Source organism: Novosphingobium sp. Leaf2, from assembly GCF_001421325.1.
Lineage (GTDB): Bacteria > Pseudomonadota > Alphaproteobacteria > Sphingomonadales > Sphingomonadaceae > Novosphingobium.
Window position 1 is genome coordinate 288,128 of the sequence record NZ_LMJY01000016.1, and the last position, 26,649, is coordinate 314,776.

Consider the following 26,649-nt stretch of genomic DNA (forward strand, 5'->3'; position numbering starts at 1 on the left):
ATGGAAGCACGGGCGGGCGGTTAATTCCGGCCGTCCCTGCGGCCAGCCGTAAGCGAGCCTCGTCCTGCCCTGCCCTCAGATCGGCGACCAGGGCGTGTCGTCCGCTTCCTCCCGCTCGCCGGTCGGGCGTTCGGTGACGGTGGCGGCAGGCAGATAGTCGATGATGGCGTCGAGCAGCTTGGACATGCCCTTACCGGTCGCGCCGGAAATCGGGAACACCTCATGCGCGCCGGCCTTGATCAGCAGCTTGGCGTAATCGTTAGCCAGGGCATCGTCCACCAGGTCGATCTTGTTCAACGCGACAAGGCGGGGCTTGTCGGCCAGCGCGTCGCTGTACGCCTCAAGCTCTTCCTCGACGACCTGCATCGCTTCCACCGGGTCGGTGTTGGAAATGTCGATGAGATGGACGAGCACGCGGCAGCGCTCGATATGGCCGAGGAACCGGTCACCCACCCCCGCGCCTTCGGCAGCACCGGCGATCAGGCCGGGGATGTCCGCCACCACGAATTCGCGGTGCTTGTGCATGACCACGCCCAGCTGCGGACGCAGCGTTGTGAAGGCGTAATCGCCCACTTTCGCCTTGGCGTTGGACAGCTTGTTGATGAAGGTGGACTTGCCCGCATTCGGCATCCCGACCAACCCAACGTCCGCCAGCAGCTTCAGGCGCAGCCATACCCACTGCTCCGCCGGCGCGATGCCGGGCTGGTGCTGGCGGGGCGCGCGGTTGGTGCTGGTCTTGTAGCTGGCGTTACCGCGCCCGCCCATGCCGCCTTCGATGAAGGTCACGCGCTGGCCCGCTTCGGTAAGGTCGAGCAGAACGGTGTCGCGATCCTCGTCGTCAGCAATCACCTGCGTGCCGATCGGCACCTTGATGATCAGGTCCTTGCCTGCCGCGCCATTGCGGTTCTGGCCCATGCCGTGGCCGCCGCGCGGCGCCTTGAAGTGCTGCGTGTAGCGGAAATCGATCAGGGTGTTGAGGCCGGCCACCGCCTCGAAAATGATGTCGCCGCCCTTGCCGCCGTTGCCGCCATCAGGGCCGCCGTATTCGACATACTTTTCGCGGCGAAAGCTGACCGCGCCAGGGCCGCCGCCGCCCGCACGGATATAGATCTTGGCCTGGTCGAGAAAATGCATCGTCCGTCGCTTCCGGCGCTGTCATGGCGCCCCAATCGCGACCGGTCCCGGCCGCCGGGACGGCGAACCGTCCTGCAGGGCGCCGCTGGCCGCAGATAAACAAAAAACCCGGCCGTGTCTCGGGCCGGGTGATGCCCGGCTTGTCCGGGCACGCATCGCCATTCAGGTACTGGTGGAGCCGAGGGGGATCGAACCCCTGACCTCGTCATTGCGAACGACGCGCTCTCCCATCTGAGCTACGGCCCCGTTCCAGTATCTTTGCCATGCGGCCAAGCCGCATCGCGTGCGCCCCCTTAGCGAAGAGCGCTTCTTCGCGAAAGGGGAAAATTCCCGCCGCCCCGCGGGCCCTGTCGACCGCCAATGCCTTTATTGGCTGGGCAGCGAGGGCAGAGTGACCGTTTGCGGCGGGCCACCCGCCGGCGCTACCGGCGGTCCTGCGGTCTGGTTTGCATCGGGCCGCACGATGATCATGCCCTTGGGGCCATACCGGGCCTGCCACGCCGCCAGATCGGCCTGGTATTGCGCGTAGGCATCGAAGAACGCCTTGAACGGCGCTTCCAGCTTGGCAAGGCCGGTATAGGAGTACGCCTCGAACTGGCCGGGGTCTACCGTCTGCAGATCGACGCTCAGGTCCATTGCGGCTTTGCAGAAGGCGGAATCGACCGGCGGCAGCGAGAAGAAGTTATAGACCTGGGTCTGATAGGTTTCACGCGCCACGATCGCGGCGCGGCCGACATGCTGGGTGCGGAAGCTGGCGTCGATGTCACGGCTCGCCTTGTCGAGCGACTTGTCATAGACTTTCAGGAAGCGCTTGTAGCCATCCAGAATGGGGATATATTCCGGCTCGATGCAGTTGAGCGCGGCGACATTGTAGCCTGAGCGCAAGTTCCAGATCGTCTGCGAGCTGGAAATTCCCGAGTTAACCGTATGCCGGGTGCCGTCCGCCTGAACGGGCGGAATGTTCATCGTTGTGGGCGCGCCCATCGGCGGGGTCGGGATCGGCGGGATCACGACGACGGGCGGCGGCGGCGGCGCGACGGGGGGCGGCGGCGGTTTGGCGCAGCCTGCCAGCACCGCAAGGGTCATGGCAACTGCCGCACCTGCCAGAAGTGAACGGCGGCGATGCAACCCCTGCCCGCCAGCCTTCATCGCTATCCCTGAGTTCACCGATCGTTCTCCACCGCGAGCGCGTGGTCTAGCGCCGCGATTCAATAAAGCAAATGCCCGGTGCGATGAAACGCACCGGGCATCATGGCTAGACGATTATGCACTGTGGATTAATCGCTTAGCGCCCGAATTCCACAGCAATTCCGCAGCTTGCGGGCAAACCGATCAGTTGCGCTGGCCCATGAAGCTGAGCAGGAACTGGAACATGTTTATGAAGTCCAGATACAGGCTCAGTGCGCCCAGAACCACAGCCTTACCGATAAAATCGGTGCCCTGCAGTTGGTAGTACTGATTCTTGAGCATTTGCGTATCATAAGCGGTCAGGCCCGCGAAGATCAGCACGCCCAGCACCGAGATCGCCATCTGCAACGCGCTCGAACCCACGAACATGTTCACCAGCGAAGCGATCAGAATGCCGACAACACCCATGATCAAGAATGTGCCGAAGCCCGAAAGATCCTTCTTGGTGGTGTAGCCATAGAGGCTAAGGCCGGCAAATGCCGCCGCCGTGGCAAAGAAGGTCACCGCAATCGACGACCCGGTGTAGATGATGAAGATCGTAGACAGCGACAGACCCATCACCGCAGCGAACGCCCAATACAGCGCCTTCAAGGTGCCTTCCGAGAAGCGGTTCGCACCGCCGCTGATCGCGAACACAAAGCCCAGCGGCGCCAGCATCACTAGCCATTTGATCGGGGACTGCATCATCTGCAGCGCGTACGGCATGAACAGTAGAGCGACGATGCCTGACAGCAGGACACCAGACGCCATATAGTTGTAGATCGACAGCATATGCCGCCGTAGACCCGCATCGTACGTGGTCCGGCCGGCGGTACGCCCGTCCAGGCTCGGAGACGCACCGAAGCCCTTGCGGGGCTGGGGGTCGTTCCAATTCGCCATTTCAAACTCCTTTTGCGGAAAAACAGCGCACAATGCGGTTCCGCACCATGCGAATATCGCCCTGCTTGCCGCAACTTTCAAGGAGAACCGGCAGCCTGCATATGTGACAAAGTGTAAAGGCCTTGCAGGCGGTTTCGTTCCCCTGTTTCCGTTGCCCTCAACGGGCCGCCGCCGCCATCTCTGCATTGCGATCGCGGGAGGCGCGCATGGCCCTGGCAATCAGCCGTGCAAATGCCCCGTCAGCGTCGAGCACGTCCATTCCCGCCCGCGTCGATCCGCCGGGGCTGGCCACCTTGTCAGCCAGCATGGCCGGCGAAAATTCCGAGCCCGCCGCCAACTGCGCCGCGCCTTCCACCATCGCCAGAGCCAGCCGGCGCGCCTGCGCTTCGTCCAGCCCCAGGGCCACGCCGCCCGATCCCAGTGCGTCCACGAAGCGATAGACGAACGCTGGCCCGCATCCGGCAAGGGCGGTAACCGCATCGAACAGATCTTCGCTGGCCAGCCATTCCGGCGTGCCGAGCGGTTCCATCAACCGGGTGACCGCAGCACGGCCCAGTTCGTCCAGACCGCGCGCATCGAGCGCAATGGGCGATTTGCCGATCGCCGCGGCAAGATTGGGCATCACCCGTACCAGCGCGCCTGCCTGTGGGAAACGCGCCGCAAGGCTGGCAAACTCAATGCCGGCCAGGATCGACAGCAGCACGGTTTCGCGGCCTACAATGGGAGCCAGCTGCGCTGCCACGTCGTCCAGCCCCTGCGGCTTCACCCCCAGCAGCACGGCATCGAAGCGCCCGTCGTGCGGCAAAGCCGGCAGCAGCGAAACGCCGGGCGGCACGGCATCGCGATGGGGATCCACCACGGTAAATCGCGCAGCCGGAAGGCCGCCAGCCAGCCAGCCTGTCAGCATCGCACCGGCCATATTGCCGCAGCCGACGAGCAGGATGTTCTGAAACCGGTCCATGATGCCTCCTAAGCACTGTGTGCGCAGCGCTTAGGGCAGCGGCGCAATCGTGCCAAGGGGCCGGGCGCTCACGCTTCGCCGGCGGCGTCTACCATGGCTGCGGCCAGCGCTTCGGTGGGGGTCTTGTCCCCCCACAGGATGAACTGGAACACCGGATAGAAGCGATCGCACTCCTCGATCGCGGCTTCCACCACCATCTGCGCCTGGCCCGGCCCCAGCAATCCGTCCGGCCCCAGCATCAGCCCGTGGCGATACAGGATCACCCCGCCATTCGACCACACATCGAAATGACCGAGCCAGAGCTGCTCGTTGATAAGCGCCAAGGCCTCGAACACGGCTAGACGCTTGTCGTCGGGGATGCGGATGTCGGGCAGGCACAGCAGTTGCAAGACGCGGTCTTCCGAACGCCAGATCGCCTGCAACTGGTAGGTGGCCCAGGCGCCCTTGATCTCAGCCGAGATTTCATCCTCGCCCGTATAGTCGAAAGGCCAGTCCCGCGCTTCGAACAGCGAGGCAAGCATATCCACGGGCGCGGCCTCGTCGTCCCGGTCGATATCGTCCTGAACCGTCCTCATACTCTGTGACATCAAGCCTCCGCAAACACCGGACATGGATGCTGCCTTCGGGCGGGTAAGCACAATCCACCCCTCTGCGATCCCCTGCGCATAACTGCATAAGCCTGTTCACAGGGTGTGGATAAGCATGAACGGCAGTTAACCCACATGCCCTATACCCTCACTTTGAGAGCGGATCGACCGCTTGCCCTTCCGGGCTGGTCCACGGCAAGGCATCGCCAAAGCCCTGCTTGCGCGCCTCTCCCAGAAACGCGTTGGCGGCTTTCTGCGTGGGGAACGGGCCGATCAGGATACGGTTCGTGCGCCCCATGTCCGCGATGTGCGGCTGCCGGCCTTTGAGCAACTTGGGATTTTCGCGAAGATTGCGTCGCCAGTCGAAGGCGATGGCGGATTCATTGCGGCCCACCCCGATCTGCACCCAGATGCGGCTTGGCTGCGGCGGTGGCACCGGCTTTTTGGCCTTGGCCCGCGCGTCGGCCTTCGCCTTGGCTTGCGCGGCCTTCGTTCTGGCTTCGCGGGCAGTCAGCGGCGGCTCATCAGCCTCGTCGGCCGCCGCCAGCTTGGTTTCGGCAGGTTTGCCCTTGGCGCTCCTGACCTTGGCACCCTTCGTCTTGGCATCAGCCAGTTCCGCCACCGGCTCCTGCGCGTCGTCCGCCTTGGCCGGCGCCTTGATGATCTGGACGCGCGGTGCCGGCGGCAGCGGGGTGATGGTGCGGACATCGACCGCGCCGGGCACGGGCGCAGCTTCTACGGCCGGCGTTCCAAGGTCGGCGAATATCTGGGAAAGAGATGGCGGCGCTGCTGGCGTCGCCGCCGGGGTCGCGGCGGCGGCAGGCACAGTGGCCGGCGCGCTCTGCATGGTTTCGGGCACAGGTACAGAGCGCTGGGTCAGCGCCGTCAGGGTCGCCTGGCTCGGCAAGATAATGGCGGGGCGCTGCTGAGGCGACGGCGCGGCGACTGCGGGCGATGCGGGCAGCGGCGGGGTCGCAGCCTGCGATGCAGGCAACCTGCCCAGGTCGAAGCCGGGGCTGGCCGACCTGCCCGCACCCGCTTCGGCCACTCTTGCAGGCGCGCTCGATACTGGTGCTGATCGCGCAGGTACAGTGGTTCTGGCGGACTCACGGGCTACCGACGCCGAACGCTCAAGCGCGGCAGGCAGGCGGATTGCAGGCGTGGCGCCGGCAACCGGCGGCAACTCGCCCGCTCCGCGTTCGATGGTGGGATGCGGTTCTGGCGGCGCGACACGGTCCGGATCGGTCGCAGCCACTTGCGCAGGGCGCTGCGTAGGCGTGTTGGCCGCCTGACGCGCCTGTCGCCCGCGCGCAGGCGTTGGCTTGGCCGTACGCCCGCCCAGCGGCTCGCCGCGTGGGATCAGGCCATTGCCGGCAGCCAGCGTGCGCGACGGGGTGTAGGCCGCAATACGTTCATCGTCCCGGCCAATCTCGGACGCCCGTGGAAAGCGGCCCAGGTTGGCCGCCGCAGCCTGCTGCGCCCGGGTCAGGCGCGGCATGTAACGCAAATACGGAGAGATATTTTCGGCCAGCGTTCCGGGCAAAATCTTGCCGACAACTTCGACCGCCTTGTTCGTATCGCCGCCGATCGCCAGCGTGAAGGCATGCGTTCGCCAGCCCGGCTTGTCCTGCCGGTTCAGCAGCGGCAGCAATGTTGCGTAAGCGCTGGTCTGATCTCCGGCTATCGCCTGGCTCACCGCAAGGCGCATGCGCAGTTCATCGGCATCGCCGCCCGTGGCGCTGGGCAGCGCCATCGCATAGTAACGCTGCGCGGCGACGTTATCACCGACCAGATCATACGCCAGACCCCGGTCCGCCGCCACTTGCGCACTGGCGAACCCGGCCTTTTCAGCAGCATTGAAGGCGGTTATCGCGCCGACCGGATCGCCGGTCATCACCAGCGCGCTGGCAAGACCGGCCTGCACGCGCCCGTTTCCCGGATCGACCTCCTGGGCACGCTTGTAGAACCCCAGCGCGGCGGCATAATCGTGCAACTGTCGGGCGGCATCGCCAGCATCTGTCAGCGCCGCAACGTCACGCGGATCGCGCCCGATCCGGGCCAGCGCGGCGTTGAGATTCTTGCGTTCCACGCCCGGAATCGGCTGCACCACCGGGCGGGATGCGCCGGCATTGCCTTGTGCCCACGACGCCGGAGCGAATGCCAGAGCCGCGGCAATGCCCGCGCCGGCCAGCAATCGCGAAACCAATTGATTCACCACACGTCCTTATCGTCACCCATGCCGCGCCGCCCATGAGGCGCAGCAGATGAACCGTGCTCTAACGCAATTCGCGTGATTTGTGGAATCAGGACCCGGATCACCTTGCGGCCGTTTCGAAGGCAAGGCTTCCCGCCTTGCCTTCGAACGTTTCACTGGTTGTTCTGACGACCCAGGAAGCGCGGAATGCTGATCGAGCCGCTGTCATCGTCTTCGGGAGCAGGTTCGCCCGCACCGGGACGGGGGCGCGACAGGTTGGTCATGCGCTCGAACAAGGTGCTGCCGCCGCCCGCAGGCTTGGGACGCGGAGTAGTTGGAGGCACGCCTTGACCGCCGCCGAGCGACAGTTCGTCCTGGCCGCGCGGGGTTTGCGCGGGAGTCGGCGAGGGCGCGGGTTCGGCGCCGAAATCGAGCGGGGTCGCCTGCGCCGCAGACGGCGCCGTGAAGCCACGCAGCGGCGGCTTGCTGTCCGCTTCGTCAGACGATCCCAGTTCCAGTTCGGCAGAGGGCTGATAGGACGGCGGCGAGGCCACCGGCGCGGGCTGCGGGGCCGCCTGTGAAGGCGGCGGGGTCGACGCTACCGGTGCAGCAGGCGACTGGAACGACACCGACGCCTGGCTGGGCGCCTGAACCGCCGGACGAACCGGTCCGCGTGACGAACCCAGGTTCAGCGGACGTGAGGCGATTTCGGCCATTTCCGAAGTCTGCTCGATACCCGTCGCCACCACGGAGACGCGAATCTTTCCCTGAAGATCGGGGTTGAAGGCAGAACCCCAGATGATGTTTGCATCGGGATCGACCAGTTCGCGGATGTGGTTTGCCGCTTCGTCAACCTCAAGCAGCTTCATGTCGTCGCCGCCGATGATCGAGATGATGACGCCCTTGGCGCCCTGCATCGACACGCCGTCGAGCAGCGGGTTGGCGATCGCCCGCTCCGCCGCTTCGAGCGCACGGTTGGGGCCTTCGCCTTCGCCGGTACCCATCATCGCCTTGCCCATTTCCCCCATCACCGAACGCACATCGGCAAAGTCGAGGTTGATGAGGCCGGGCATGATCATCAGGTCGGTGATCGAGCGAACGCCCTGCTGCAGCACTTCGTCCGCCAGCGAGAACGCTTCCTTGAAGGTCGTGTCCGCCTTGGCCACCAGGAACAGGTTCTGGTTGGGGATGACGATCAGGGTATCGACGTGCTTTTGCAGTTCCTCGATGCCCGAATCGGCGGCGCGCATGCGGCGCGTGCCTTCGAACATGAAGGGCTTGGACACCACGCCCACCGTCAGCACGCCCTTTTCGCGGGCCGCCTGCGCGATGATCGGGGCCGCGCCGGTGCCGGTGCCGCCCCCCATGCCCGCCGCGATGAACACCATGTGCACGCCGTCCAGCAACCGCTCCAGTTCTTCGCGGGTTTCTTCGGCGGCAGCCCGGCCCACTTCGGGGCGTGCACCGGCGCCAAGGCCCTGCGTGATTTCCGGACCCAACTGGATGCGGGTTTCGGCGATCGAATTGTTCAAAGCCTGCGCGTCGGTATTGGCGACGACGAAGTCCACGCCTTCGATCTGCGCCTGGATCATGTTGGCAATGGCGTTGCCGCCCGCCCCGCCCACGCCGATCACGAGAATACGCGGCCGAAGCTCTTCGATCGCGGGCGGTCCGATGTTAATGCTCATGTCGCTCTCCTGCAGGCCCGTGGCGCGAACAAAATTTCTTGACCACTGTGATTGCACGCTTCGATTCGCCTAGGCAAAGGAAGATAAGCCTTTGTCCACAGCGCAAACGCCTGATTTCGCCAGTGTGACACATTCCTTCGCCGGACCGACGGTTTATCCATTAACCTTGTGCGGCTGCACCATCGCGCTGCCCCGCACGCCTAAAAATATTCTCGCAGCGCCTGATACACCCGGCCCACGACGCCAAGGCGCCCCAGCCGGGCCGTGCTGGTCTGGCTGCGACCAAGCGCACGAATATCCACCGGATTTGCCGCAGCATACAGCACGAGGCCAGCCAGCGTCGAAAATCCGGGTTTCACATGCGCTTCGGCCAGCCCGGACAACTGCGCCACGCGGCCAATGCGCACGGGCTTGCCGATCGCCGCCTGTGCATAGTCTGCCAGCCCCACCAGTTCCGCGCCGCCGCCGGTGAACACCACCTGCTTGCCGCGCTGGCCGGTGAACCGCATCGTCTTGAGCGCCTTGTTCACCTCTTCCATCAGCATGCCAAGTTGGCCGGTTATGACACCGATCAATTCGGCGCGGGGAATGCGGTTCTTGTCATCCGCGTGACGGGCGATGGGGCCCGCCCCTTCCTCACCCGGGGCGTTCACCGGGATCATCTCGCGATGATCGTGCGGGCTGGCGATCGCCGAACCGTTCACGCATTTGAGCCGCTCGGCCTGGAAGCGGCGGATGCCGAAGGCGGATGCGATGGCGTCGGTGATGTCTGCAGATCCGATCGGGATCGACATCATGTCCTTGAGCATGCCCTGCTCGTAGATCGCCACGTTGGTGACCTCGCCGCCGAACTCGACCAGCGCCACACCAAGATCGCGCTCCTCCGGGGAAAGGCACGCCTGCCCCGCTGCGATGGGGGAGCCGACGACGGCCTCCACTTCCAGATGCGCGCTTTGCACCGCTTCGGTAAGATTGCGGATCGGCGCCCCGTCCGCCAGCATGATGTGAATGTCCACACCCAGCCGTTCGGCATGCAGCCCCTTGGGATTGCCGACGCCATGCACGCCATCGAGCCGGTACTGCGCGGGCTGCGCGTGCAGCACCAGCCGTCCGTCCGGTTGAATGACGTCCTTGGCGGAAATGAGCAGTTGGTCGATGTCTTCCTGCTCGATCCGCCGCCCGCCGATTTCGGCGTCGAACTGGTCGATGCGGCTGGCAAGCCCGGCGCCGGAACAGCCGATCCATACTTTCTGCACGGCGGTGTCCGCCATCTTCTCGGCCCGGTCGATCGCATCGCGCACGGCATACGTGGCGGCGGCCATGTCGGTCACGTAGCCACGCCGGATGCCCTGGCTGGCCCGGTGCCCGGAGCCCAGCACGACCATGTCGCCCACTTCGTTGATCCCCGCCACGATGGCGGAAATCCGGAACGAGCCGATGTTCACCGCGCCAAAAACGCGGGAGATGCGCGCATTGGGCATCAGCAATTTGCCTGCATCACTGGTCGTCCTCTGCGGCAGCCACCGGGGTGCTGGACGGCACCTTTGCAGGCACAGCGGTATGTGGCACCGCACCGGCTTTCAGCGCAAGCTCCTGGCTCTCCTGCTCGGGCACGCGCATGTAGATGCGATTGCCCGCGCGCATGTCGAACGCGGTCACTTTGCCGCCGATCAGCCGGTTGGTGCCATCCAGTCGCGCAAACGTGACGAGCGCGCCCGCCGATTCCCGGTCACCTTCGGGCAGCGCCAGCACCTGGCCGGTCTGGAAGGTCAGATTCCAGCGGCGGTTGCCGATCCATTCCGCCTCTTGCACGCGCGGCTTTAGCGCGGGCGCAGCTTCGAGCAGATGCCCCAGCGCCACCACCTGCTGGCCCGCTCCCGGCCCGGACACGATCAGCTTGCCGCCCGCGTCCTTGCGGCTGACCGGCCCCAGTTCGTGGCCGGTATCGTCGATCAGTACGAACCGGTCCGCCTTGCGCAGCACCGCATGGGGCGTGCGCTCGACGATATCGATCACCAGCGTATCGGGAAGCTGGCGCGATACGCGCGCGTCCTTGACCCATGACAGGCCCAGCAGATCCTGCCGCAGTCCGTCGATATCGACCAGCGGCATGGCGCGATCCCGCTCCACCAGCGCCTTTTCGTAGACCTTGAGCTCGTCGATGTTCTTGACGCCGCGCACTTCGACCCGCTTGACCTCGAAGCCGGTCTGCTGCGCGATCAGCGCCATCTGGTGGCCCGCAAGCCCCGGCAATCCGGCGAACGAGGCGACCACGCACACCAGCACCGCCGCCCCGCCCAGAATTGCGATCAGGAATAGTTTTTGCAGCTGCGCTTCGGAAAATGGCAGCCACCCCATCACCATGTCGAGCGCGGAGCCGGTATGCGCCTTGGCCGCACGGACCTTGCGCTGCTGGCCTTGCTGCGCGGCCGCCTTGCGGGCCGTCGTCCCCTTGCGCCGGATCGTCTGGCTCATGGCGCCCCCGGTCCGCGTGCATCTGCCAGCGCTTCGGCAATGATTGCCTCAACCAGTTCGGGGTATTCCATGCCGCAGGCCCGGGCCTGTTCCGGCACCAGGCTGAGCGGGGTCATGCCCGGCTGGGTGTTGACCTCCAGCAGGAACAATCCGTCGAGCCCTTGGGTATCGTCCCATCGAAAGTCCGAGCGGCTGGTGCCCCTGCAGCCCAGCAACTGGTGGGCGCGCAAGGCAATGTCCTTGCACGCCTGGGTGATGTCATCCGGGATCTCGGCGGGGCAGATGTGCTGCGTCAACCCATCGGTATACTTGGAATCGAAATCGTAGAAGCCGGACTTGGGCTTCAGTTCCGTCACCAGCAGGGCGCGATCGCCGATCACCGCTGTGGTCAGTTCGCGACCGCGAATGTAAGGCTCCGCCAGCAGCGCGTCGAATTCCTGCCAAGGCCCTTTCACATCGCGCGCGATCGGGTTGCCGTAATTCCCCTCCGCCGTGACGATCGCCACGCCCACCGAGGAACCCTCGTTCACCGGCTTGAGCACATAGGGGCGCGGCAGCGGATCGCGCTGGTGGATGTCGGCGGATTTCACCACCCGGCCGCCGGGCATCGGGATGCCGTGGGGGACCAGCGCCTGCTTGGTCAGCTCCTTGTCGATCGCGATCACCGATGTCGCCAGGCCGGAGTGGGTGTAGGTCAACCCCATCAGGTCCATCATGCCCTGCACGGTGCCATCCTCTCCCGGCGCGCCATGCAGCGCGTTGAAGACGACGTCGGGCCGGGCATCGGCCAGACGCAGCGCGACATCGCGGTCCATGTCGATCCGGGTGACGCGGTGACCCTTTGATTCCAGCGCTTTAGCCACGCCCTCGCCACTCATCAGCGAGACCGGGCGTTCGCTCGACCAGCCGCCCATCAGGACGGCGACATGAAGAGAGGGCAGGCTCATGAATTCAGACTCGTTCGATAAAGCGGAGTTTGCAAGGCTCGGACGTCAGGCAAACAGCCCTTGTCCCAAGGAAAAAGACCGTCATCCACCCCCGGCCACACGATCTGCATGGCGCGACTGAAATCGTAGCCCTCATGCTCGGCGAACCAGATCGCGGCATTGAAATAGGCCGGCACCAGGCATTGCGGCCGCACATCGCGCGCGATGCATCGGTGGCCTTTCAGCAGGCCGTCGATCTCGGCCCAGTCCTCAAGTTCCAGCCCTTCGCGGCACATCGCCATCACGGTGTTGATGACGGCGGCGGACAGCTCGGTCGAAAAGCCGAAGACGATGATCTCGGGCTGGCCGACCGTGCGCGGCAGGCCCACCGAATAAGCGAACCGCTCGCCCAACGTATCGGCATTGCCGGGCTGGTCCTCGTCGTCATCGTCCGGTGACGCGCCGACCACGGTGATGTGGCAGCCGAATTCCTCGACGTTGGCCAGGATCTGGCGCTCGTACCGGGTGAGGTCCGCGGTGCTCATGGCCGCAGCCCCACGCGCTGGATTTCCCATTCAAGATCGACGCCGCTGTGGTCCTTCACGCGGCGGCGCACATCATCGCCAAGATCCTCGATGTCGCTACTGGACGCGGTGCCGGTGTTGAGCAGGAAATTGGTGTGCTTTTCGCTGACTTGCGCAGCCCCCCGCGTAAGGCCCCGGCACCCGGCGGCATCAACCAGTTGCCAGGCCTTGTGGCCTTCCGGATTCTTGAACGTGGACCCGCCCGTCTTGGAACGCAGCGGCTGGCTGGCTTCGCGCGCGGCGGAAATGCGGTCCATCTCGGCCTGGATCGCCGCAGGGTCGCCGGGCTGCCCCTTGAAGCGGGCGGCCACCACCACGGCGCCTTCGGGCAACGCGGAATGCCGGTAAGTGTAGCCGAGCGCGGCGTTGCCCAACGTTACGTGCTCGCCGGAACGCAACACGACGTCGCAATCGATCAGAACGTCCTTGACCTCCCGCCCGTAGGCCCCGCCGTTCATGCGCACGAAGCCGCCCACGGTGCCGGGGATGGAGCGCAGGAATTCAAGGCCCGCCACGCCGCTATCCCGCGCGGTGGAGGACACCAGGATGCCCGATGCCCCGCCCCCGCAATCCAGCGTTACGGCATCGCGGCTTTGCACTTTGGCAAACGCCTTGCCCAGCCGCACCACAACGCCGGGAACCCCGCCATCACGCACGATCAGGTTGGAGCCAAGGCCCAGCGCCATGACCGGTACGGACGGGTCAAGGTTGCGCAGAAAATCCTGCAGGTCATCCAGATCCTTGGGCTCGAACAGCCACTGCGCCCGCCCGCCCGCCTTGAACCAGACGAGCGGCGCCAGCGGCGCATTCGGCGTCAGCTTGCCGCGAACGGAAGGAAGGCAGGCTGTAGCGTCCACTTAGCCTTTTCGCTCCGTGATCGCCGCGGCCAGGCCCGCCGCCCACTTGGTGATGTCACCCGCGCCCAGGCACACGATCATGTCGCCGGGCAGGATGGTATCGGCCAACACGTCCGCCAGCGCATCGGGGCCGGCGATCACGTGTGCGGAGCGATGGCCGCGCGCCTTCATACCATCCACCATCGCGGCGCTGTCCACCCCGTCGATCGCGCTTTCCCCGGCGGGATATACGGGCGCGGCGTAGACGATGTCCGCATCGTTGAACGCGCCCTGAAAGTCTTCCATGTGATCGCGCAGCCGGGTGAAGCGGTGCGGCTGGACCACGGCGATAACCCGGCCCTTCACGCCTTCGCGTGCGGCGGCCAGCACGGCGCGGATCTCCACCGGGTGATGACCGTAATCGTCGATCACGGTCGCGCTGCCGCCATCGATTGGCACCTCGCCGACATTGGTGAAGCGCCGCTTGACCCCGGTGAACTTGGCGAACCCAGTCTGGATGCAGGCATCCGAGCAGCCCATTTCCACCGCCACGCCGACCGCCGCCAAGGCATTTTGCACGTTGTGCCGGCCCGGCATCGGCAGCTCGATCCCCTCGATCCGGCGGAACGAGCCGTCGCGCTGGCGCAGCGCCACGTCGAAGCGGTTGCCACCCGCAATTGGCGTCACATTCTCGCCCCGGATATCGGCCTGCGCGGAAAAGCCGTACGTCACCACGCGACGATCGCGGATCTTGGGAATGATCGCCTGCACCTCCGCGTGGTCGATGCACAGCAACGCCGCGCCATAGAACGGCACGTTTTCGATGAACTCGACGAAGGAATCCTTGATCCTTTCGAACGAGCCGTAATGGTCCAGATGTTCGGGATCGATGTTGGTGACGATCGCGATCGTGCCGTCCAGCCGCAGGAACGAGCCGTCGCTCTCGTCCGCTTCCACCACCATCCAGTCCGACGCGCCCAGCCGCGCGTTGGAGCCGTACGAATTGATGATGCCGCCGTTGATCACGGTGGGGTCCACCCCGCCGGCATCGAGCAACGCCGCGACCATCGAGGTGGTGGTGGTCTTGCCGTGCGTGCCGGCAACCGCAACCGTGTTCTTCAGCCGCATCAGTTCGGCCAGCATCTCGGCCCGGCGCACCACGGGGATGCGGTTTTCCAATGCGTAGGCGACTTCCGGGTTCTCGCGCTTAACAGCGGTGGAGGTGACGACCACGGCGGCCCCTTCCACGTTCTGCGCGTCATGCCCGATCATCACCTTGATCCCGCGCGAACGCAGGCCTTCGATCACATAGCCTTCGGCAATGTCGGAGCCCTGCACCACGTAACCCAGGTTGTGCATCACTTCGGCGATGCCGGACATGCCGATCCCGCCGATGCCCACGAAGTGAATCGTGCCGATATCGATGCCGACACCCTTCACCGTGCGCCGTCCTTGGCCAAAGCCTCGCCGCCGTGCGGTACGCTGGCCTTTTCAAGCCGGATCACGTCCATGATCGGGGCGGCGCCAAAACTTTCCACCAGATCCGCCAGATCGCGCGCCGCGTTGGGATAGCCGCAGTTCCAGGCAGCATGGGCCGCGTTCGCCAGCGTTTCGGGATGCTGGGCGATAGCCTGGATCTGCAGGCACAAATCCTTGGCCATGCGCTGGTGCACCTGCGCCTGTTCGCTGAGCAGGGCGTTGCGCTTGTCGCCCTTGTACGCGTCGGCATCCTCGGTCGTCACAGGCGGCTGACGGATCACCCGCGCTCCGCCGCCAGCTACCACCTCGCGCGCATTGGCGCTTTGATGGTCGTCCGTAGCATACGGCAGCGGGATCAGGATCGCCGGCCGGCCCACGGCGGTAAGCTCTGCGATCGTCGACGCGCCAGAGCGGCCGATGAACAAGTGCGCGCTGGCAAGACGCTCGGCCATGTTCTCGAAGTACGTGGCCAGTTCGGCGGGGATGCCGTGGGCAGCGTAGCGTTCACGCACCCGCTCGATGTCCTCGGCCCGGCACTGCTGGATCACCTGCAGGCGCGATCGCAATGCGGGGGGGAGCATCGCCAGACCATCGGGCACCACGTCCGATAATACCCGCGCGCCCTGGCTGCCGCCGGTGACCAGGATGCGGAACAGGCTGTCTTCGGTGAATTCGGGGTACGGCTGATCGCGCAGGCGCAGCACGTTTTCGCGCACGGGATTGCCGACCACCGTCACTTTGCCCGCCAGCGATGCGTCAAGTCGCTCGGTTCGCTGCGCGGAGGTGGCGATCGCATCGACCTTGCGGGCGAAATAGCGGTTCACCCGGCCCAACACCGAGTTCTGTTCATGCAACACGGTAGGCAGCTTTGCTGCGCGCGCTGCCAGCAAGGTGGGCAACGCGGGGTAGCCGCCAAACCCGACGACGGCGGTGGGCGCGAAGGTGTCGAACATGCGCAGCGCCATGCGCCGGCCTTCCAGCACGCCCTTGACGCCCTTGAGCCAGCCGAGGGGATTGCGCCCGGCGATGCGGCCAGGGGGCAGTATATGCGCGGGCAGATAGTCGGGCTTGCCGGGAATGGCGGCGCCGCGCTGGTCGGTTACCAGCGCCACGTGATGGCCACGCGCATGCAGTTCTGCGGCAAGCGCGAACGCCGGTATGAGGTGTCCGCCGGTTCCGCCCGCGGCCAGAACGTAATGGCGGGAAACCAGGGTCATTGAGCCTCTCCGATGGCGCGTAGCGAAAACTTCTCGCGCTGGATGTACGGATTGCGCCGGGTAATCGCCAGCAAAAGCCCGATGCACAGGCACATCGCCACAGTGGACGAGCCACCATAGCTGATCAGCGGCAAGGTCATGCCCTTGGACGGAAACAGCTGCAGGTTGACGAGCACGTTGATGAACGCCTGCCCGCCGAACTGCGCGGCAAAGCCCGACGCCGCAAGCACGGTGAAAAGGTCCTCCTCGTCCACCAGCCGCAGGATCACCCGCGTCAGGATCGCCAGATACAGCACCACGATAACCATGCAGGCGAGCAGGCCGAACTCCTCGCCGATGACGGAAAAGATGTAGTCTGTGTGCGCTTCGGGCAGTGCCATCTTGCGCGTGCCCATCCAAAAGCCCAGCCCGGTCCACCCGCCGTTGAGCAGCGTGCGTTGCGCCAGATCGACCTGATCGAACGCGGTGCCGCCGAACAGGAAGTTGTCGATGCGGTTGCGGCCGTTGTCATAGGTGAAATACATCAGGACGAGCCCGACGATCCCCGCGCCAAAGAACAGGCCGATGCGCCGCAGATCGATGCCGGACAGCAGGATCAGCACCAGGAACGTGCCGGAAAACAGCATCGTCGAACCGAAATCGGGCTGCAACATCAGCAATCCTGCCAGCATCGCCATCAATGCAAAGCAAAGGCCGACTACCGGAATGTTGGGATCGCGCGCGCGCCACGACAGGATCCAGGCCAGCAGGATCGGAAACCCGCACTTGAGAAATTCGGACGGCTGCAAGGAGATACCGAAACGCAGCCAGCGCTTGGCGCCGTTCACTTCCGAACCGACGATCGGCACCAGAACCAGCGCGAACAGCATCGCCCCGGCGATCAGGATGCCGAAGCGGCGGGCGTTGTCCTTGTTGAGCGTAGACGCCCAGAACATCGCCACCAGCCCCAGCATCTGCCAGCGCATGTGCAAGTAGAAGAAGTGGAGCGAGCGTAGCTGTTCGCTCGACGTGGACAAGCGCTTGGCGCTGGCGGGAGAGCCTGCCGCCACCGCCACCGCGCCGATCGCCATCAGGATCAGCACCAGCACGAGCGTGGGTCGGTCGATCTCCTGCCACCAGATGGCGATCTGGTTGCGGCGATTGCGGCTGTAGCGCGGCGCACCTGCGGCAGTAGCGACGGTGACCATCAGGCGGCGCCCCCCGGCTGGATGTCAGACCCGGCACCGGCGGCAATCAGCGCCTCCACGATCTGGCGGAAGGCCTGGCCGCGCGCTTCATAATCGCGGAACTGGTCGAAACTGGCGCAGGCCGGAGACAACATGATCACGTCGCCCGGCTTTGCCGCCGCCATCGCTTCGCGGATCGCCTCGGCCATCATCTCGGAATTGTGGACCGGCACATGCGGCGCCAGGATTTCCGCAAACCGGGGGCCGGCATCGCCGATCGTGTAAGCGGCGGCCACGTTGCCGAAGAACGGCGCGCACTCGTCCAGATCGTCACCTTTGGGCAAACCACCCACAATCCAGTGCAGGCGCGGCTGCGGGTCGGGCGGAAACGCTGCGATCGCCGGAGCGGCGGAGGCCGGGTTAGTGGCTTTGGAATCGTTGATGAAAGTGACGCCATTGGCAAACGCCACCCGCTCCATACGGTGCGGCAACCCGCTGAAGGTGCGCATGGCCTTGCGCCAAACCGCCTTCTTCACCCCCAGCGCCTCTACCACGGCAACCGCCACAGCGGCGTTCTGGCGGTTATGCGGCCCTTGCAGCGACGGCCACTCCTTCTGCAGTTCGGTCAGGTCAGCGCCATCGACAAGCCGTACTCGGCCCGGTGCGCGCCGCGCCGCCTCGATGTGAGAGATCGCGCTCGTTTCCTTGTCGCCCATGCCGAACACCGCATCGCGATCCCGGCCCTGCATGGCGAACAGCCGCGCCTTGGATGCCACGTACCCTTCGAACCCCTCGTAACGGTCCAGGTGATCGGGCGTGATGTTGAGCAGCGCGGCCACATCGCAGTCCAGGCTACGGGTGATGTCGATCTGGTAGCTGGACAGTTCCAGCACGTAGACGCCGCCGGCCGGAAGCGGCTCGGTCGAGAGGACCGGCACCCCGATATTGCCGCCCGCGCGCGCGGTGATCCCCGCACAGTCCAGCAGATGGCACACCAGCGCGGTTGTGGTCGATTTGCCGTTGGTGCCGGTGATGCCCACCACCCGGTGCGGCGGCAAGCTGGGCCGCGCCAAGGCGAACAGCTCGATATCGCCGATCACCGACACGCCGGCTCGCGTCGCCGCCTCAGCAATGGGGTGGCGATTCAACGGAACGCCGGGAGACACCACCACGCCATCGAAGCCGGCCAGATCGGCGGTCACCGGATCGCTCAGGTCCACTTTGCCGCAATCCGTCCACTGGCACAGCTGCTGGCGCGCCTCGTCCCGGCTGTCCCACGCCATGATGTGCGAGCCGCTTTCCACCAGCGTGGACACAGCGGCGAGGCCCGAGCGAGCCAGGCCCAGCACCGCGTATCGCTTGCCGGCAAAGACGGGAGAGACGATCACGGCCCCGATCGCTCCCTATCGCAATTTCAAGGTGGCGAGGCCGAGCACGGCAAGCACGATGGAAATGATCCAGAACCGGATCACTACGGTCGATTCGTGCCAGCCCTTCTGCTCGAAATGGTGATGGATCGGGGCCATGCGGAAGACCCGGCGGCCGGTGCGCTTGAACCAGAACACCTGGATGATGACCGACACCGCTTCCAGCACGAACAGGCCACCCACCACCGCCAGCACGATCTCGTGATGCGCGGCAACCGCGATGCAGCCCAGCGCGCCGCCCAGGGCAAGGCTTCCGGTATCGCCCATGAACACGGCTGCCGGCGGGGCATTGAACCACAGGAACGCGAGCCCCGCGCCCATGATGCCGGCGCAGAAGATCGCCAGCTCGCCGGCGCGCGGCACGTGCGGAATGCCCAGATACGTCGCATAGTCGATACGCCCGGCAAGGTAGCAGATGATCGCGAAGGTGCCCGCCGCGATGATGACCGGCATGGTCGCCAGCCCGTCCAGCCCGTCGGTCAGGTTCACCGCATTGCCCGCGCCCACGATCACCACCGCCGCGAAGACATAATACAGCGGCCCCAGCGGGATGTAGCGGCCCGACAGGAATGGCACGTAAAGGTTCGTATTGAGCTGGCTGACGATGATGTACGAGGCAATGCCCGCCACCAGAAACTCCAGCGCCAGTCGCAGCTTGCTGGACAAGCCGGCATGGTGGCGCTTGGTCACCTTGTCATAGTCGTCCATGAACCCGATCGCGCCGAAGCCCGCCGTCACCGCCACGCAGGCCCAGACGAACGGGTTGGTCATGTCCATGAACAGGATCATCGAGCCGAGCAGCGCGGTGAGGATCATCAGGCCGCCCATGGTGGGCGTGCCGCGCTTGGCTAGGTGGGTCTGCGGGCCATCCTCGCGGATCGGCTGGCCCTTGCCCTGGCGCACACGCAGCATGTTGATGAAGCGCGGGCCGATGATCAGGCCGATCACAAGCGCGGTCATGAACGCCGCGCCAGAGCGGAAGGTCTGGTAACGAAAGAGGTTGGAGAGGCCCTCGTAATGGAACCAATCTGCAATTAGGTACAACATCTCGCGGGCTTTCGCCCTACCCTTCCTGCTTGCCGAACGCTGCCACGAGCGCTGCAAGACCCACCGAATTCGACCCCTTGACCAGGATGGCGTCATCCCGCTTCAAACCGAAGGCGCGCACCGCATCGATGGCTTCGCGCACGTTCGCGCAATGGGCGAAAGCCGCCGGTTTGCCAAGCGCTGCGCCATCGGATTTCCCCAGTTCGGCTGCCAGCGCGATCATCTCCTCGCCTACCGTGAACACCTGATCCACCCCCGCCTCGCGGATCGGGATGGCCAGCGCGGCGTGATAATCGGGTCCATGGCTGCCCAACTCCTTCATCGCGCCCAGCACCGCGATGCGCCGCTGCGCCGGGGTGCGGCCAAGCTGCGCCAGCGTGGCGCGCATCGATGCCGGGTTGGCGTTGTAGCTTTCGTCGATCAGCAGCGCGGTGCCGCCCTCCACGGTGATTTCGATCCGGGCGCCGCGTCCGGCCAGCCCGTCCATTTCCGCCAGCGCCACGCCCGCCGCGCCCAGATCGCCATTGACGGCGCGTACTGCGGCCATGACCGCCAGCGAATTGACCACCTGATGTTCGCCGGGGGCTGCAACGGTATAGCACACCCGGCGATCGCCCATGTCCACCGTCACCAAAGAGCCGCCGCCGATGGCGGACACCATGTCGAGCAGCCGTACATCGGCGTGCGACGCCTTTCCGAACGACACCACGTTCGCGCCGCACGCCAGCGCGGCAGCGCGCAGGCGCGGGTAATGCGGGCTGTCAGCGGGGATGATGGCGATGCCGTCTGCCTCAAGGCCCTGGAAGATCTCCGCCTTGGCATCGGCAATCGCTTCTTCAGACCCCAGCATCTCGATGTGCGCCGGGGCGATGGTGGTGATCACCGCCACGTTGGGGCGGACCTGCCGGGTCAGCCCGGCGATTTCGCCGGCGTGGTTCATGCCCATTTCGAATATGCCGAAGCGTGTGCGCGCCGGCATGCGCGCTAGGCTCAGCGGCACGCCGACATGGTTGTTGTAGCTTTTTACCGAGCGATGCGCATCGCCCTTGCTGTGCCGGTCGAGCGCGGCGAAGATCATTTCCTTGACCCCCGTCTTGCCGACCGATCCAGTGACGCCGATGATGGGCCCGCGTGCCCTCAGCCGAGCTGCGGCCCCCAGGCGTTCCAGCGCCTCCATGGTATCGGACACCAGAATGTGCGGGCCACCCACCGACCGGTCCACGACCACGGCGGCGGCGCCGCGCGCCAGCGCGTCTTCCACGAAGCGGTGGCCGTCCATCGCCTCGCCCTTCAACGCGAAGAACAGGTCGCCCGGCTGCACTTCGCGGCTGTCGATCTCGACGCCAGAGATGGCAAAGTCACCGCTGGCGGTGCCTTTCATGGCGCGCGCTGCGGTGGCCGCATCCCACAGGACCTGCGTGTTGCCATCGGTCGCCTCTGCAGGCCAGTCGATGATCCGGGCGACAGCGTTCATATTCTACCTTCCCAGTGCGCCGGCCATTTCTCTGGCCACGGTGACGTCGTCGAATGGCAGGACGCGCATATGCTCGCCGCTGCCGATGATCTGCCCCTGTTCGTGCCCCTTGCCTGCGATAAGGACGATGTCGCCGGCCCCTGCCTGGCCGACCGCTGCCGCGATCGCCGCGCGCCTGTCCGCCACTTCCTGAAAGCCCGGAGTCATCCCGGCAATGATCATCGCGCGGATCGCACTAGGATCTTCGCCGCGCGGATTGTCGTCGGTCACGATCGCAATGTCGGACCCGGCGCTGGCAACCCGGCCCATTTCCGGGCGCTTGCCCTGGTCCCGGTCACCGCCCGCACCGAACACGGTGATGAGCTTGCCGGTCACATGCGGCCTGAGCGCGGCGATCGCCGCCTCCAGCGCGTCAGGCGTATGCGCATAATCGATGTATACCGGTGCGCCCGACGGCGTGATTGCCGCCCGCTCGATCCGGCCACGCACGGTAACGAGGCGCTTCAACGCATCGAACGTTGCGTCCGCCGACCCGCCGGTGGACAGCACCAACCCTGCCGCTACTAGCGCATTGGCGGCCTGATAGGCCCCGATCAGCGGCAGCGCGATCGTGCGCACGATGCCGGCGTGCTCGATTTCCAGCGTCTGACCCAAGGCGCTGGGTGTGCGCTTGATCAGCCGGATATCCGCGCCGCTTTCCCCCACCGTGAACACCGTCAGGTCGCGCTGGCGGGCATGCTCGATCGCCTTGTCGGACCATGCATCATCAGCCCAGATCACGGCGGTGCCGCCATCGCCGACGACTTCGTCGAACAAGCGCATCTTGGCGGCGAAATAATCGTGCATCGTCGCGTGATAATCGAGATGGTCGCGGCTCAGGTTCGTGAACGCGCCGGCGCGCACGGCGGGCCCCTCAATGCGGAATTGCGACAGCCCGTGGCTCGATGCCTCATAGGCCACATGCGTCACGCCCTCGCGGGCAAGGCCGGACAAGTTGGCGAGGAACGTGACGACATCGGGCGTGGTGAGCCCGGTGGAAACCGTCTCGTCACCCGTCGTCACACCCAGAGTGCCGATGGACGCCGCACGCTCGCCCGACATGCGCCAGATCTGCCGGGTCAGCTCGACGGTGGAGGTCTTGCCGTTGGTGCCCGTCACCGCCACCAGCGTTTCGGGGACCGGCGCGAAGAACGACGCGGCCAGGCGAGCGAAGAGCCGGCGTGGTTCGGCATCGGCGAAGTGGATCGCGCCCTCCACCTTGGCGTCGGGAGCGGCAACCACGGCCACTGCGCCCGAGGCGATGGCAGCGGCGATGAAATCCTCGCCATTGAAACGCCCGCCACGAAAGGCACCGAAGATCGTGCCCGGCGCAACCTTGCGATGGTCGATCGCAAAGCCGGTGACGTTCGCATCGTCACCGTTCAGCGCAACGCCCGCTGCGGCGCACAGGCCCGACAGTTTCATTCGCCAGCCGCCCCCGCTGGGATCAGCGGCTTGAGGTCGGATGTGTCGATGTCGCGGGTTTCGTCCGGCATGATCCCCAGCAACGGCCCGATGCGCGGAACCAGCCGCTGGATCACGGGCGCGGCATTGTATGCCGCCGTGCGCTGGAACAGCGTGGCAGCGGTGCCCTGCGGTTCGTCCATCATCGAAATGATGACGAAACGCGGCTTGTCCATGGGGAACGCCGCGGCGAAGGTGGAGATCAGCGAATGATGGCGATACCCGCCCGCGCCCGGCTTTTCAGCCGAGCCGGTTTTGCCGCCGACCCGGAACCCGGGGGCATCCGCCTTGCGACCCGTGCCGTACTGCACGATCATGCGCAGCAACTGGCGGATGCGCGCGCTGGTCGCGGCGGTGAACACGCGGCGTCCCGCCGGCACCTGATCGGGCGACAGCTTCTTGAGCGTCGATGGCCGCCAGATCCCGCCGTTCACGAGCGCGGCATAGGCGGCCGCCAGATGCAGCGGGGTTACCGCGATACCGTGGCCGTAGCCCACCGTCATCGTGCGCAGGCGCGGCCACTGTCCGCTGGCCCAGATCGGGAAGCCCTTGGCCGGCAGCTCCACCGGTGGGCGTTGGTTCATGCCCAGCGATTCCATCGTTTTCTTCAGCCGCACCCCGCCCAGTTCATCGGCGATCTGGGCGGTCACGATGTTGGATGAATGGATCAGCGTTTCCAAAACGTTGAGCGAGGCGCCATAGTGGTGGGTATCATGGATCGTGAACCCGGCCACATGCAGTGGTGCGGCGGGCCAGCGGCGGCTGAGATCGGTGATGGTCCCGGCGTCCAGCGCGGCGGCAACGGTGATCGGCTTGAAGGTGGAGCCCAGTTCGTACACCTGGTTGCTCACCCGGTTGAAACCGTGCGGCACATCGCCGTTCGCCGCTTCCTGCGGGGTGATGATCATGTCCGTGGGCTTGACGTGATTGGGATCGAAGGACGGCAATGATGCCAGCGCCAGAATCTCACCGGTGTCCACATCCAGCACGACGCCCGCCGCGCCCTTGGCCTGGCTGAGCTGCATTGCGCGGGCCAGTTCATCTTCCAGGGCGCTCTGCACCCGGAAGTCGATTGACAGCACCGAGGGCGTGGCGCGGCCCTGCGGGCTGACCAGCTGATCGTTGAACGCTTGCTCCATGCCCACCTTGCCGTGGCCGTAGCTGTCCACATAGCCCAGCACGTGCGCGGCCATCGAGCCTTGCGGATAGAAGCGCGTCGCCTCCAGCGGGAATTCCAGCGCCGGTTCGCCCAGTGCGTGCACCTTGTTGGCGTCTTCAGGCAACAGCGACTTGCGCAAGTAACCCGGCTTGCCGGACCGAAGTTTGGCAAGGATTTCGTCTCGATCAAGATCGGGGAAGATGCGCAGTAGGCGGGCCGTCACCTCTTCCGGGCTGTGGATCAGCGCGGAACCTTCGGTCATCGCCTTGGGGTTGAACCACAGCGAATAGACGCGAAAATCGCGGGCCAGCGGCACGCCGTTGCGGTCCACGATCTCGCCCCGATCGGGGGTGAGGATGTCCGCCAGCTCGCCATGCCGCGGCGCGGCACCCGTGACGCCCAGAAAGATAATGCGCCCAAGGGCCAATACGCCCACCAGCGCGAAGACGGCCAGGATCCACAACGTGCGCAGCTTGGCCACCAGAAGCGAGCGTTGCCGCACGTTGACCAGCCGGCGACGCCCTACCGAAACGGCAGTCGGCATCGCGCCGAGCGGAAAGGCCGGTGCGTTCACTGCGCCACGGCTTCCGCAACTTCGATGTGCGCCAGCCGCTTGCCCAGCGCGGCGGCGTCGCGCCGCAGCGCGTCGCGCTCAGGATCACGACCTGCAGCTGACGCGTCCGCACTGGCAGCGCTCGGCAATGCCGCTGCCGTAGCGCCGGTTACCGGCGAAACCATCGCCAGCAAGGACGATCCGTCGCTGCTGCCCGTCGTCTCCGCATTGGCATAGCGGATCGGAGCCGGCGCGCCGGGCCCGGCGGGCATGCCAAGCGCGGCCAGCTGACGCTCGCCCTCGATATATTGCCCCGCCATCGGCGCCTTGTAGCCGAATTCGATGTCGTTCAGATCGCGCAGGGCCTGCTGGTTGGAGCGGGTCTGAAATTCGGTCTGCAGGAAATCGATGTCCTGGCGCACCCACACGATGCGCTTTTCGGTATCGTGCACCTGGCTTTTCACCGCGTTCACGCGCAGCGTCAGGCCAAGCGTCACCGCCCCGCACACCACCAGCGTGGTAATCCAGCCGATTGATCGGACACGATCACTGGTGAAGTTCATGCGGCACTCCTTGGGCTGAGGGAGCCATCGGTGTTTCTGGGGGGAGCGTCGGTACGGATCGCGCTGCGCAGGGTGGCGGAGCGCGAGCGGGGATTGGCGGCAAGTTCAGCCTCGCCGGCGCGCACGGCCTTCGCCACGTTGGCAAAGGGCGCCGGCGCGCTGACGGTAACAGGCAAGTGGCGCGAGGTGCTTTGGCCAGCACTGCTGGCATCGCGCAGGAAATGCTTCACCTTGCGGTCCTCAAGGCTGTGGAACGTCACCACCGCCAGCCGCCCGCCGTCGCGCAGCAGCGTTTCCGCGGCAGCAAGCCCGGCGTCGAGTTCGTCCAGTTCGCCGTTCACGTGAATGCGGATCGCCTGGAAGCTGCGGATCGCCGGATCCTTGGGGGCAGAGTTGCCCTTGTAGGCCGGGTTGTACCCCAGCGCCTTGCGCACAGCGCGCGCAAGGTCTCCGGTTGTCGCCAGCGGGCGCGCCGCCACGATGGCGCGGGCGACCCGGCGTGACTGACGCTCTTCCCCATAGACGTACAGGACATCGGCAATCTGCGCTTCGTCCGCCTCGTTGACGAAGTCCGCGGCAGAGGGGCCATCCTGGCTCATGCGCATGTCAAGCGGGCCGTCCGACCCGAACGCGAATCCGCGCTCAGCCTGATCCAGTTGCATTGAGGACACACCGATGTCCATGACCACGCCATCAACCTTGTCGATCCCAGCATCTCCAAGACTTTCAACCATTTCGGAGAAGCGGCGCGGGTGCAACACGAGGCGCGGCGGATCACCGGCAAGTTCGGGCCATTTCCCCGGATTATTTTGCGCGGCCGCAATTGCATCGGGATCGCGGTCGAACGCATGCACCGTCGCCCCCTCGTCGAGCAGGCGCCGGGTGTAGCCACCGGCGCCGAACGTGGCATCGACGATAAGGTCGCCGCCCCGGGGGTTCAGGGCGGCGACCACCTCCGTGAGGAGCACGGGAACATGGGGCTGGGCCGACACAGGCACGCAGTGGCCGCTCACTTCTTCTTGGCCTTGGCGCGTTCGGCTTCCTGCAGCGACCGGCAAGTCGCGATGGCAGCCTCGAAGTCGGGATCGTCAGCCAGCTTGTAGAGCTCGTCCGGGCTCCAGATCAGCACGGTGCGGCCGATGCCCTGGAAGAACAGCTCGTCGTCCAGTGCCGCCAGGCTGGTCAGCGCTTCGGGCATGGTGAAACGGCCGCTGCCATCGAAGGGCACCTGCTGGAAGTTGTAAAGCTGCATGGCGCGCTTGTCGCGATTGAAGGGCCGACCGGCGGCGTCCGCGCGTGCCTGCTCGGCATCGAGCTGGCTTTCGAACTCGTCAACGCGCGAAGCGCCGAAGCCGACGAGGCATTTCCATTCCGGATGCTTGGCAAGGCACAGCACGTCCTTGCCGCTGGAATCACGCACGGTGGAACGCAGGACGTTGGGCAGCACGAAGCGGTTCTTGTCGCGTAGAAGCGAAAAGCCCTGCCCGCTGTAAATGTATGGCTGCCCCGCCATGGTGCCAACTTCGCCCCTGAGTAACCACCCGGACCAAGACCAAGACCCGACGCCCGGCGGCGCAGCAACGCGCCGGGGGCCCGCGCCCCGGACGGA

At 65.6% G+C, this 26,649-nt stretch carries 23 protein-coding genes and 1 tRNA gene; all 24 read right to left on the reverse strand.

Annotation, left to right across the window (positions count from 1 at the left end; translation table 11 throughout):
- Positions 1-75: 75 nt before the first annotated feature.
- The 24 genes from obgE to ASE49_RS10890 all read right to left on the reverse strand — a co-directional run bounded on the left by obgE (position 76) and on the right by ASE49_RS10890 (position 26,553).
- Entirely contained in the window at positions 76-1,134 is a 1,059-nt protein-coding gene (obgE, locus tag ASE49_RS10775) for a GTPase ObgE (protein ID WP_056771757.1), read from the reverse strand.
- Between the two features lie 170 nt (positions 1,135-1,304).
- Positions 1,305-1,380, reverse strand: a tRNA-Ala gene (locus ASE49_RS10780).
- 120 nt (positions 1,381-1,500) lie between these two features.
- Positions 1,501-2,301 carry a hypothetical protein gene (locus ASE49_RS10785; protein WP_235522942.1) on the reverse strand — a complete coding sequence of 267 codons (801 nt, stop codon included), beginning with the start codon at positions 2,299-2,301 and terminating at the stop codon, positions 1,501-1,503.
- A 165-nt stretch (positions 2,302-2,466) separates the two neighbouring features.
- On the reverse strand, positions 2,467-3,201 hold the full coding sequence (locus ASE49_RS10790) for a Bax inhibitor-1/YccA family protein (protein WP_056771764.1): 735 nt from the start codon (positions 3,199-3,201) through the stop codon (positions 2,467-2,469).
- Positions 3,202-3,358: 157 nt separating this feature from the next.
- Complete coding sequence (proC, locus tag ASE49_RS10795; protein WP_056771766.1) at positions 3,359-4,162, reverse strand: pyrroline-5-carboxylate reductase; 804 nt, start codon at positions 4,160-4,162, stop codon at positions 3,359-3,361.
- 68 nt (positions 4,163-4,230) lie between these two features.
- Entirely contained in the window at positions 4,231-4,749 is a 519-nt protein-coding gene (locus tag ASE49_RS10800) for a YbjN domain-containing protein (RefSeq protein ID WP_082456406.1), read from the reverse strand.
- Between the two features lie 148 nt (positions 4,750-4,897).
- Positions 4,898-6,964, reverse strand: a complete 2,067-nt coding sequence (locus ASE49_RS10805) for a tetratricopeptide repeat protein (protein WP_056772383.1) — start codon at positions 6,962-6,964, stop codon at positions 4,898-4,900.
- Positions 6,965-7,116: 152 nt separating this feature from the next.
- Positions 7,117-8,631 carry a cell division protein FtsZ gene (ftsZ, locus tag ASE49_RS10810; RefSeq protein WP_056771773.1) on the reverse strand — a complete coding sequence of 505 codons (1,515 nt, stop codon included), beginning with the start codon at positions 8,629-8,631 and terminating at the stop codon, positions 7,117-7,119.
- Between the two features lie 200 nt (positions 8,632-8,831).
- On the reverse strand, positions 8,832-10,112 hold the full coding sequence (gene ftsA / locus ASE49_RS10815) for a cell division protein FtsA (protein WP_056771776.1): 1,281 nt from the start codon (positions 10,110-10,112) through the stop codon (positions 8,832-8,834).
- Positions 10,113-10,128: 16 nt separating this feature from the next.
- Positions 10,129-11,106 carry a cell division protein FtsQ/DivIB gene (locus ASE49_RS10820; RefSeq protein WP_056771778.1) on the reverse strand — a complete coding sequence of 326 codons (978 nt, stop codon included), beginning with the start codon at positions 11,104-11,106 and terminating at the stop codon, positions 10,129-10,131.
- A complete protein-coding gene (locus ASE49_RS10825) occupies positions 11,103-12,053 on the reverse strand; it encodes a D-alanine--D-alanine ligase (RefSeq protein ID WP_056771781.1) in 951 nt (316 codons plus the stop codon). The genes ASE49_RS10820 and ASE49_RS10825 overlap by 4 nt, the downstream gene beginning before the upstream one ends.
- Positions 12,050-12,577: a DUF4262 domain-containing protein gene (locus tag ASE49_RS10830; protein WP_056771784.1), complete on the reverse strand. Its 528-nt coding sequence runs from the start codon at positions 12,575-12,577 to the stop codon at positions 12,050-12,052. Before ASE49_RS10830 ends, ASE49_RS10825 begins: the two co-directional genes overlap by 4 nt.
- Entirely contained in the window at positions 12,574-13,473 is a 900-nt protein-coding gene (gene murB / locus ASE49_RS10835; protein ID WP_056771786.1) for a UDP-N-acetylmuramate dehydrogenase, read from the reverse strand. The genes ASE49_RS10830 and murB overlap by 4 nt, the downstream gene beginning before the upstream one ends.
- Positions 13,474-14,892, reverse strand: coding sequence for a UDP-N-acetylmuramate--L-alanine ligase (gene murC / locus ASE49_RS10840; protein WP_056771789.1), 1,419 nt, complete (start codon positions 14,890-14,892; stop codon positions 13,474-13,476).
- Positions 14,889-16,148, reverse strand: coding sequence for an undecaprenyldiphospho-muramoylpentapeptide beta-N-acetylglucosaminyltransferase (gene murG / locus ASE49_RS10845; RefSeq protein WP_056771792.1), 1,260 nt, complete (start codon positions 16,146-16,148; stop codon positions 14,889-14,891). The genes murC and murG overlap by 4 nt, the downstream gene beginning before the upstream one ends.
- A complete protein-coding gene (locus ASE49_RS10850; RefSeq protein ID WP_056771794.1) occupies positions 16,145-17,335 on the reverse strand; it encodes an FtsW/RodA/SpoVE family cell cycle protein in 1,191 nt (396 codons plus the stop codon). Before ASE49_RS10850 ends, murG begins: the two co-directional genes overlap by 4 nt.
- On the reverse strand, positions 17,335-18,702 hold the full coding sequence (murD, locus tag ASE49_RS10855; RefSeq protein ID WP_056771797.1) for a UDP-N-acetylmuramoyl-L-alanine--D-glutamate ligase: 1,368 nt from the start codon (positions 18,700-18,702) through the stop codon (positions 17,335-17,337). The genes ASE49_RS10850 and murD overlap by 1 nt, the downstream gene beginning before the upstream one ends.
- A gap of 15 nt (positions 18,703-18,717) precedes the next feature.
- Positions 18,718-19,788 carry a phospho-N-acetylmuramoyl-pentapeptide-transferase gene (mraY, locus tag ASE49_RS10860; RefSeq protein ID WP_056771800.1) on the reverse strand — a complete coding sequence of 357 codons (1,071 nt, stop codon included), beginning with the start codon at positions 19,786-19,788 and terminating at the stop codon, positions 18,718-18,720.
- Positions 19,789-19,804: 16 nt separating this feature from the next.
- Positions 19,805-21,262 carry a UDP-N-acetylmuramoyl-tripeptide--D-alanyl-D-alanine ligase gene (locus tag ASE49_RS10865; RefSeq protein WP_056771804.1) on the reverse strand — a complete coding sequence of 486 codons (1,458 nt, stop codon included), beginning with the start codon at positions 21,260-21,262 and terminating at the stop codon, positions 19,805-19,807.
- A 3-nt stretch (positions 21,263-21,265) separates the two neighbouring features.
- Complete coding sequence (locus ASE49_RS10870) at positions 21,266-22,726, reverse strand: UDP-N-acetylmuramoyl-L-alanyl-D-glutamate--2,6-diaminopimelate ligase (RefSeq protein WP_056771806.1); 1,461 nt, start codon at positions 22,724-22,726, stop codon at positions 21,266-21,268.
- Positions 22,723-24,336, reverse strand: coding sequence for a peptidoglycan D,D-transpeptidase FtsI family protein (locus ASE49_RS10875; RefSeq protein ID WP_442945989.1), 1,614 nt, complete (start codon positions 24,334-24,336; stop codon positions 22,723-22,725). The genes ASE49_RS10870 and ASE49_RS10875 overlap by 4 nt, the downstream gene beginning before the upstream one ends.
- A gap of 158 nt (positions 24,337-24,494) precedes the next feature.
- Positions 24,495-25,040 carry a hypothetical protein gene (locus ASE49_RS10880; RefSeq protein ID WP_056771812.1) on the reverse strand — a complete coding sequence of 182 codons (546 nt, stop codon included), beginning with the start codon at positions 25,038-25,040 and terminating at the stop codon, positions 24,495-24,497.
- Positions 25,037-26,053 (reverse strand): 16S rRNA (cytosine(1402)-N(4))-methyltransferase RsmH, encoded by a 1,017-nt coding sequence (gene rsmH, locus ASE49_RS10885; protein ID WP_235522943.1) that lies wholly within the window; start codon positions 26,051-26,053, stop codon positions 25,037-25,039. The genes ASE49_RS10880 and rsmH overlap by 4 nt, the downstream gene beginning before the upstream one ends.
- Positions 26,050-26,553: a division/cell wall cluster transcriptional repressor MraZ gene (locus ASE49_RS10890; protein WP_056771815.1), complete on the reverse strand. Its 504-nt coding sequence runs from the start codon at positions 26,551-26,553 to the stop codon at positions 26,050-26,052. The genes rsmH and ASE49_RS10890 overlap by 4 nt, the downstream gene beginning before the upstream one ends.
- Between the last annotated feature and the right edge of the window lie 96 nt (positions 26,554-26,649).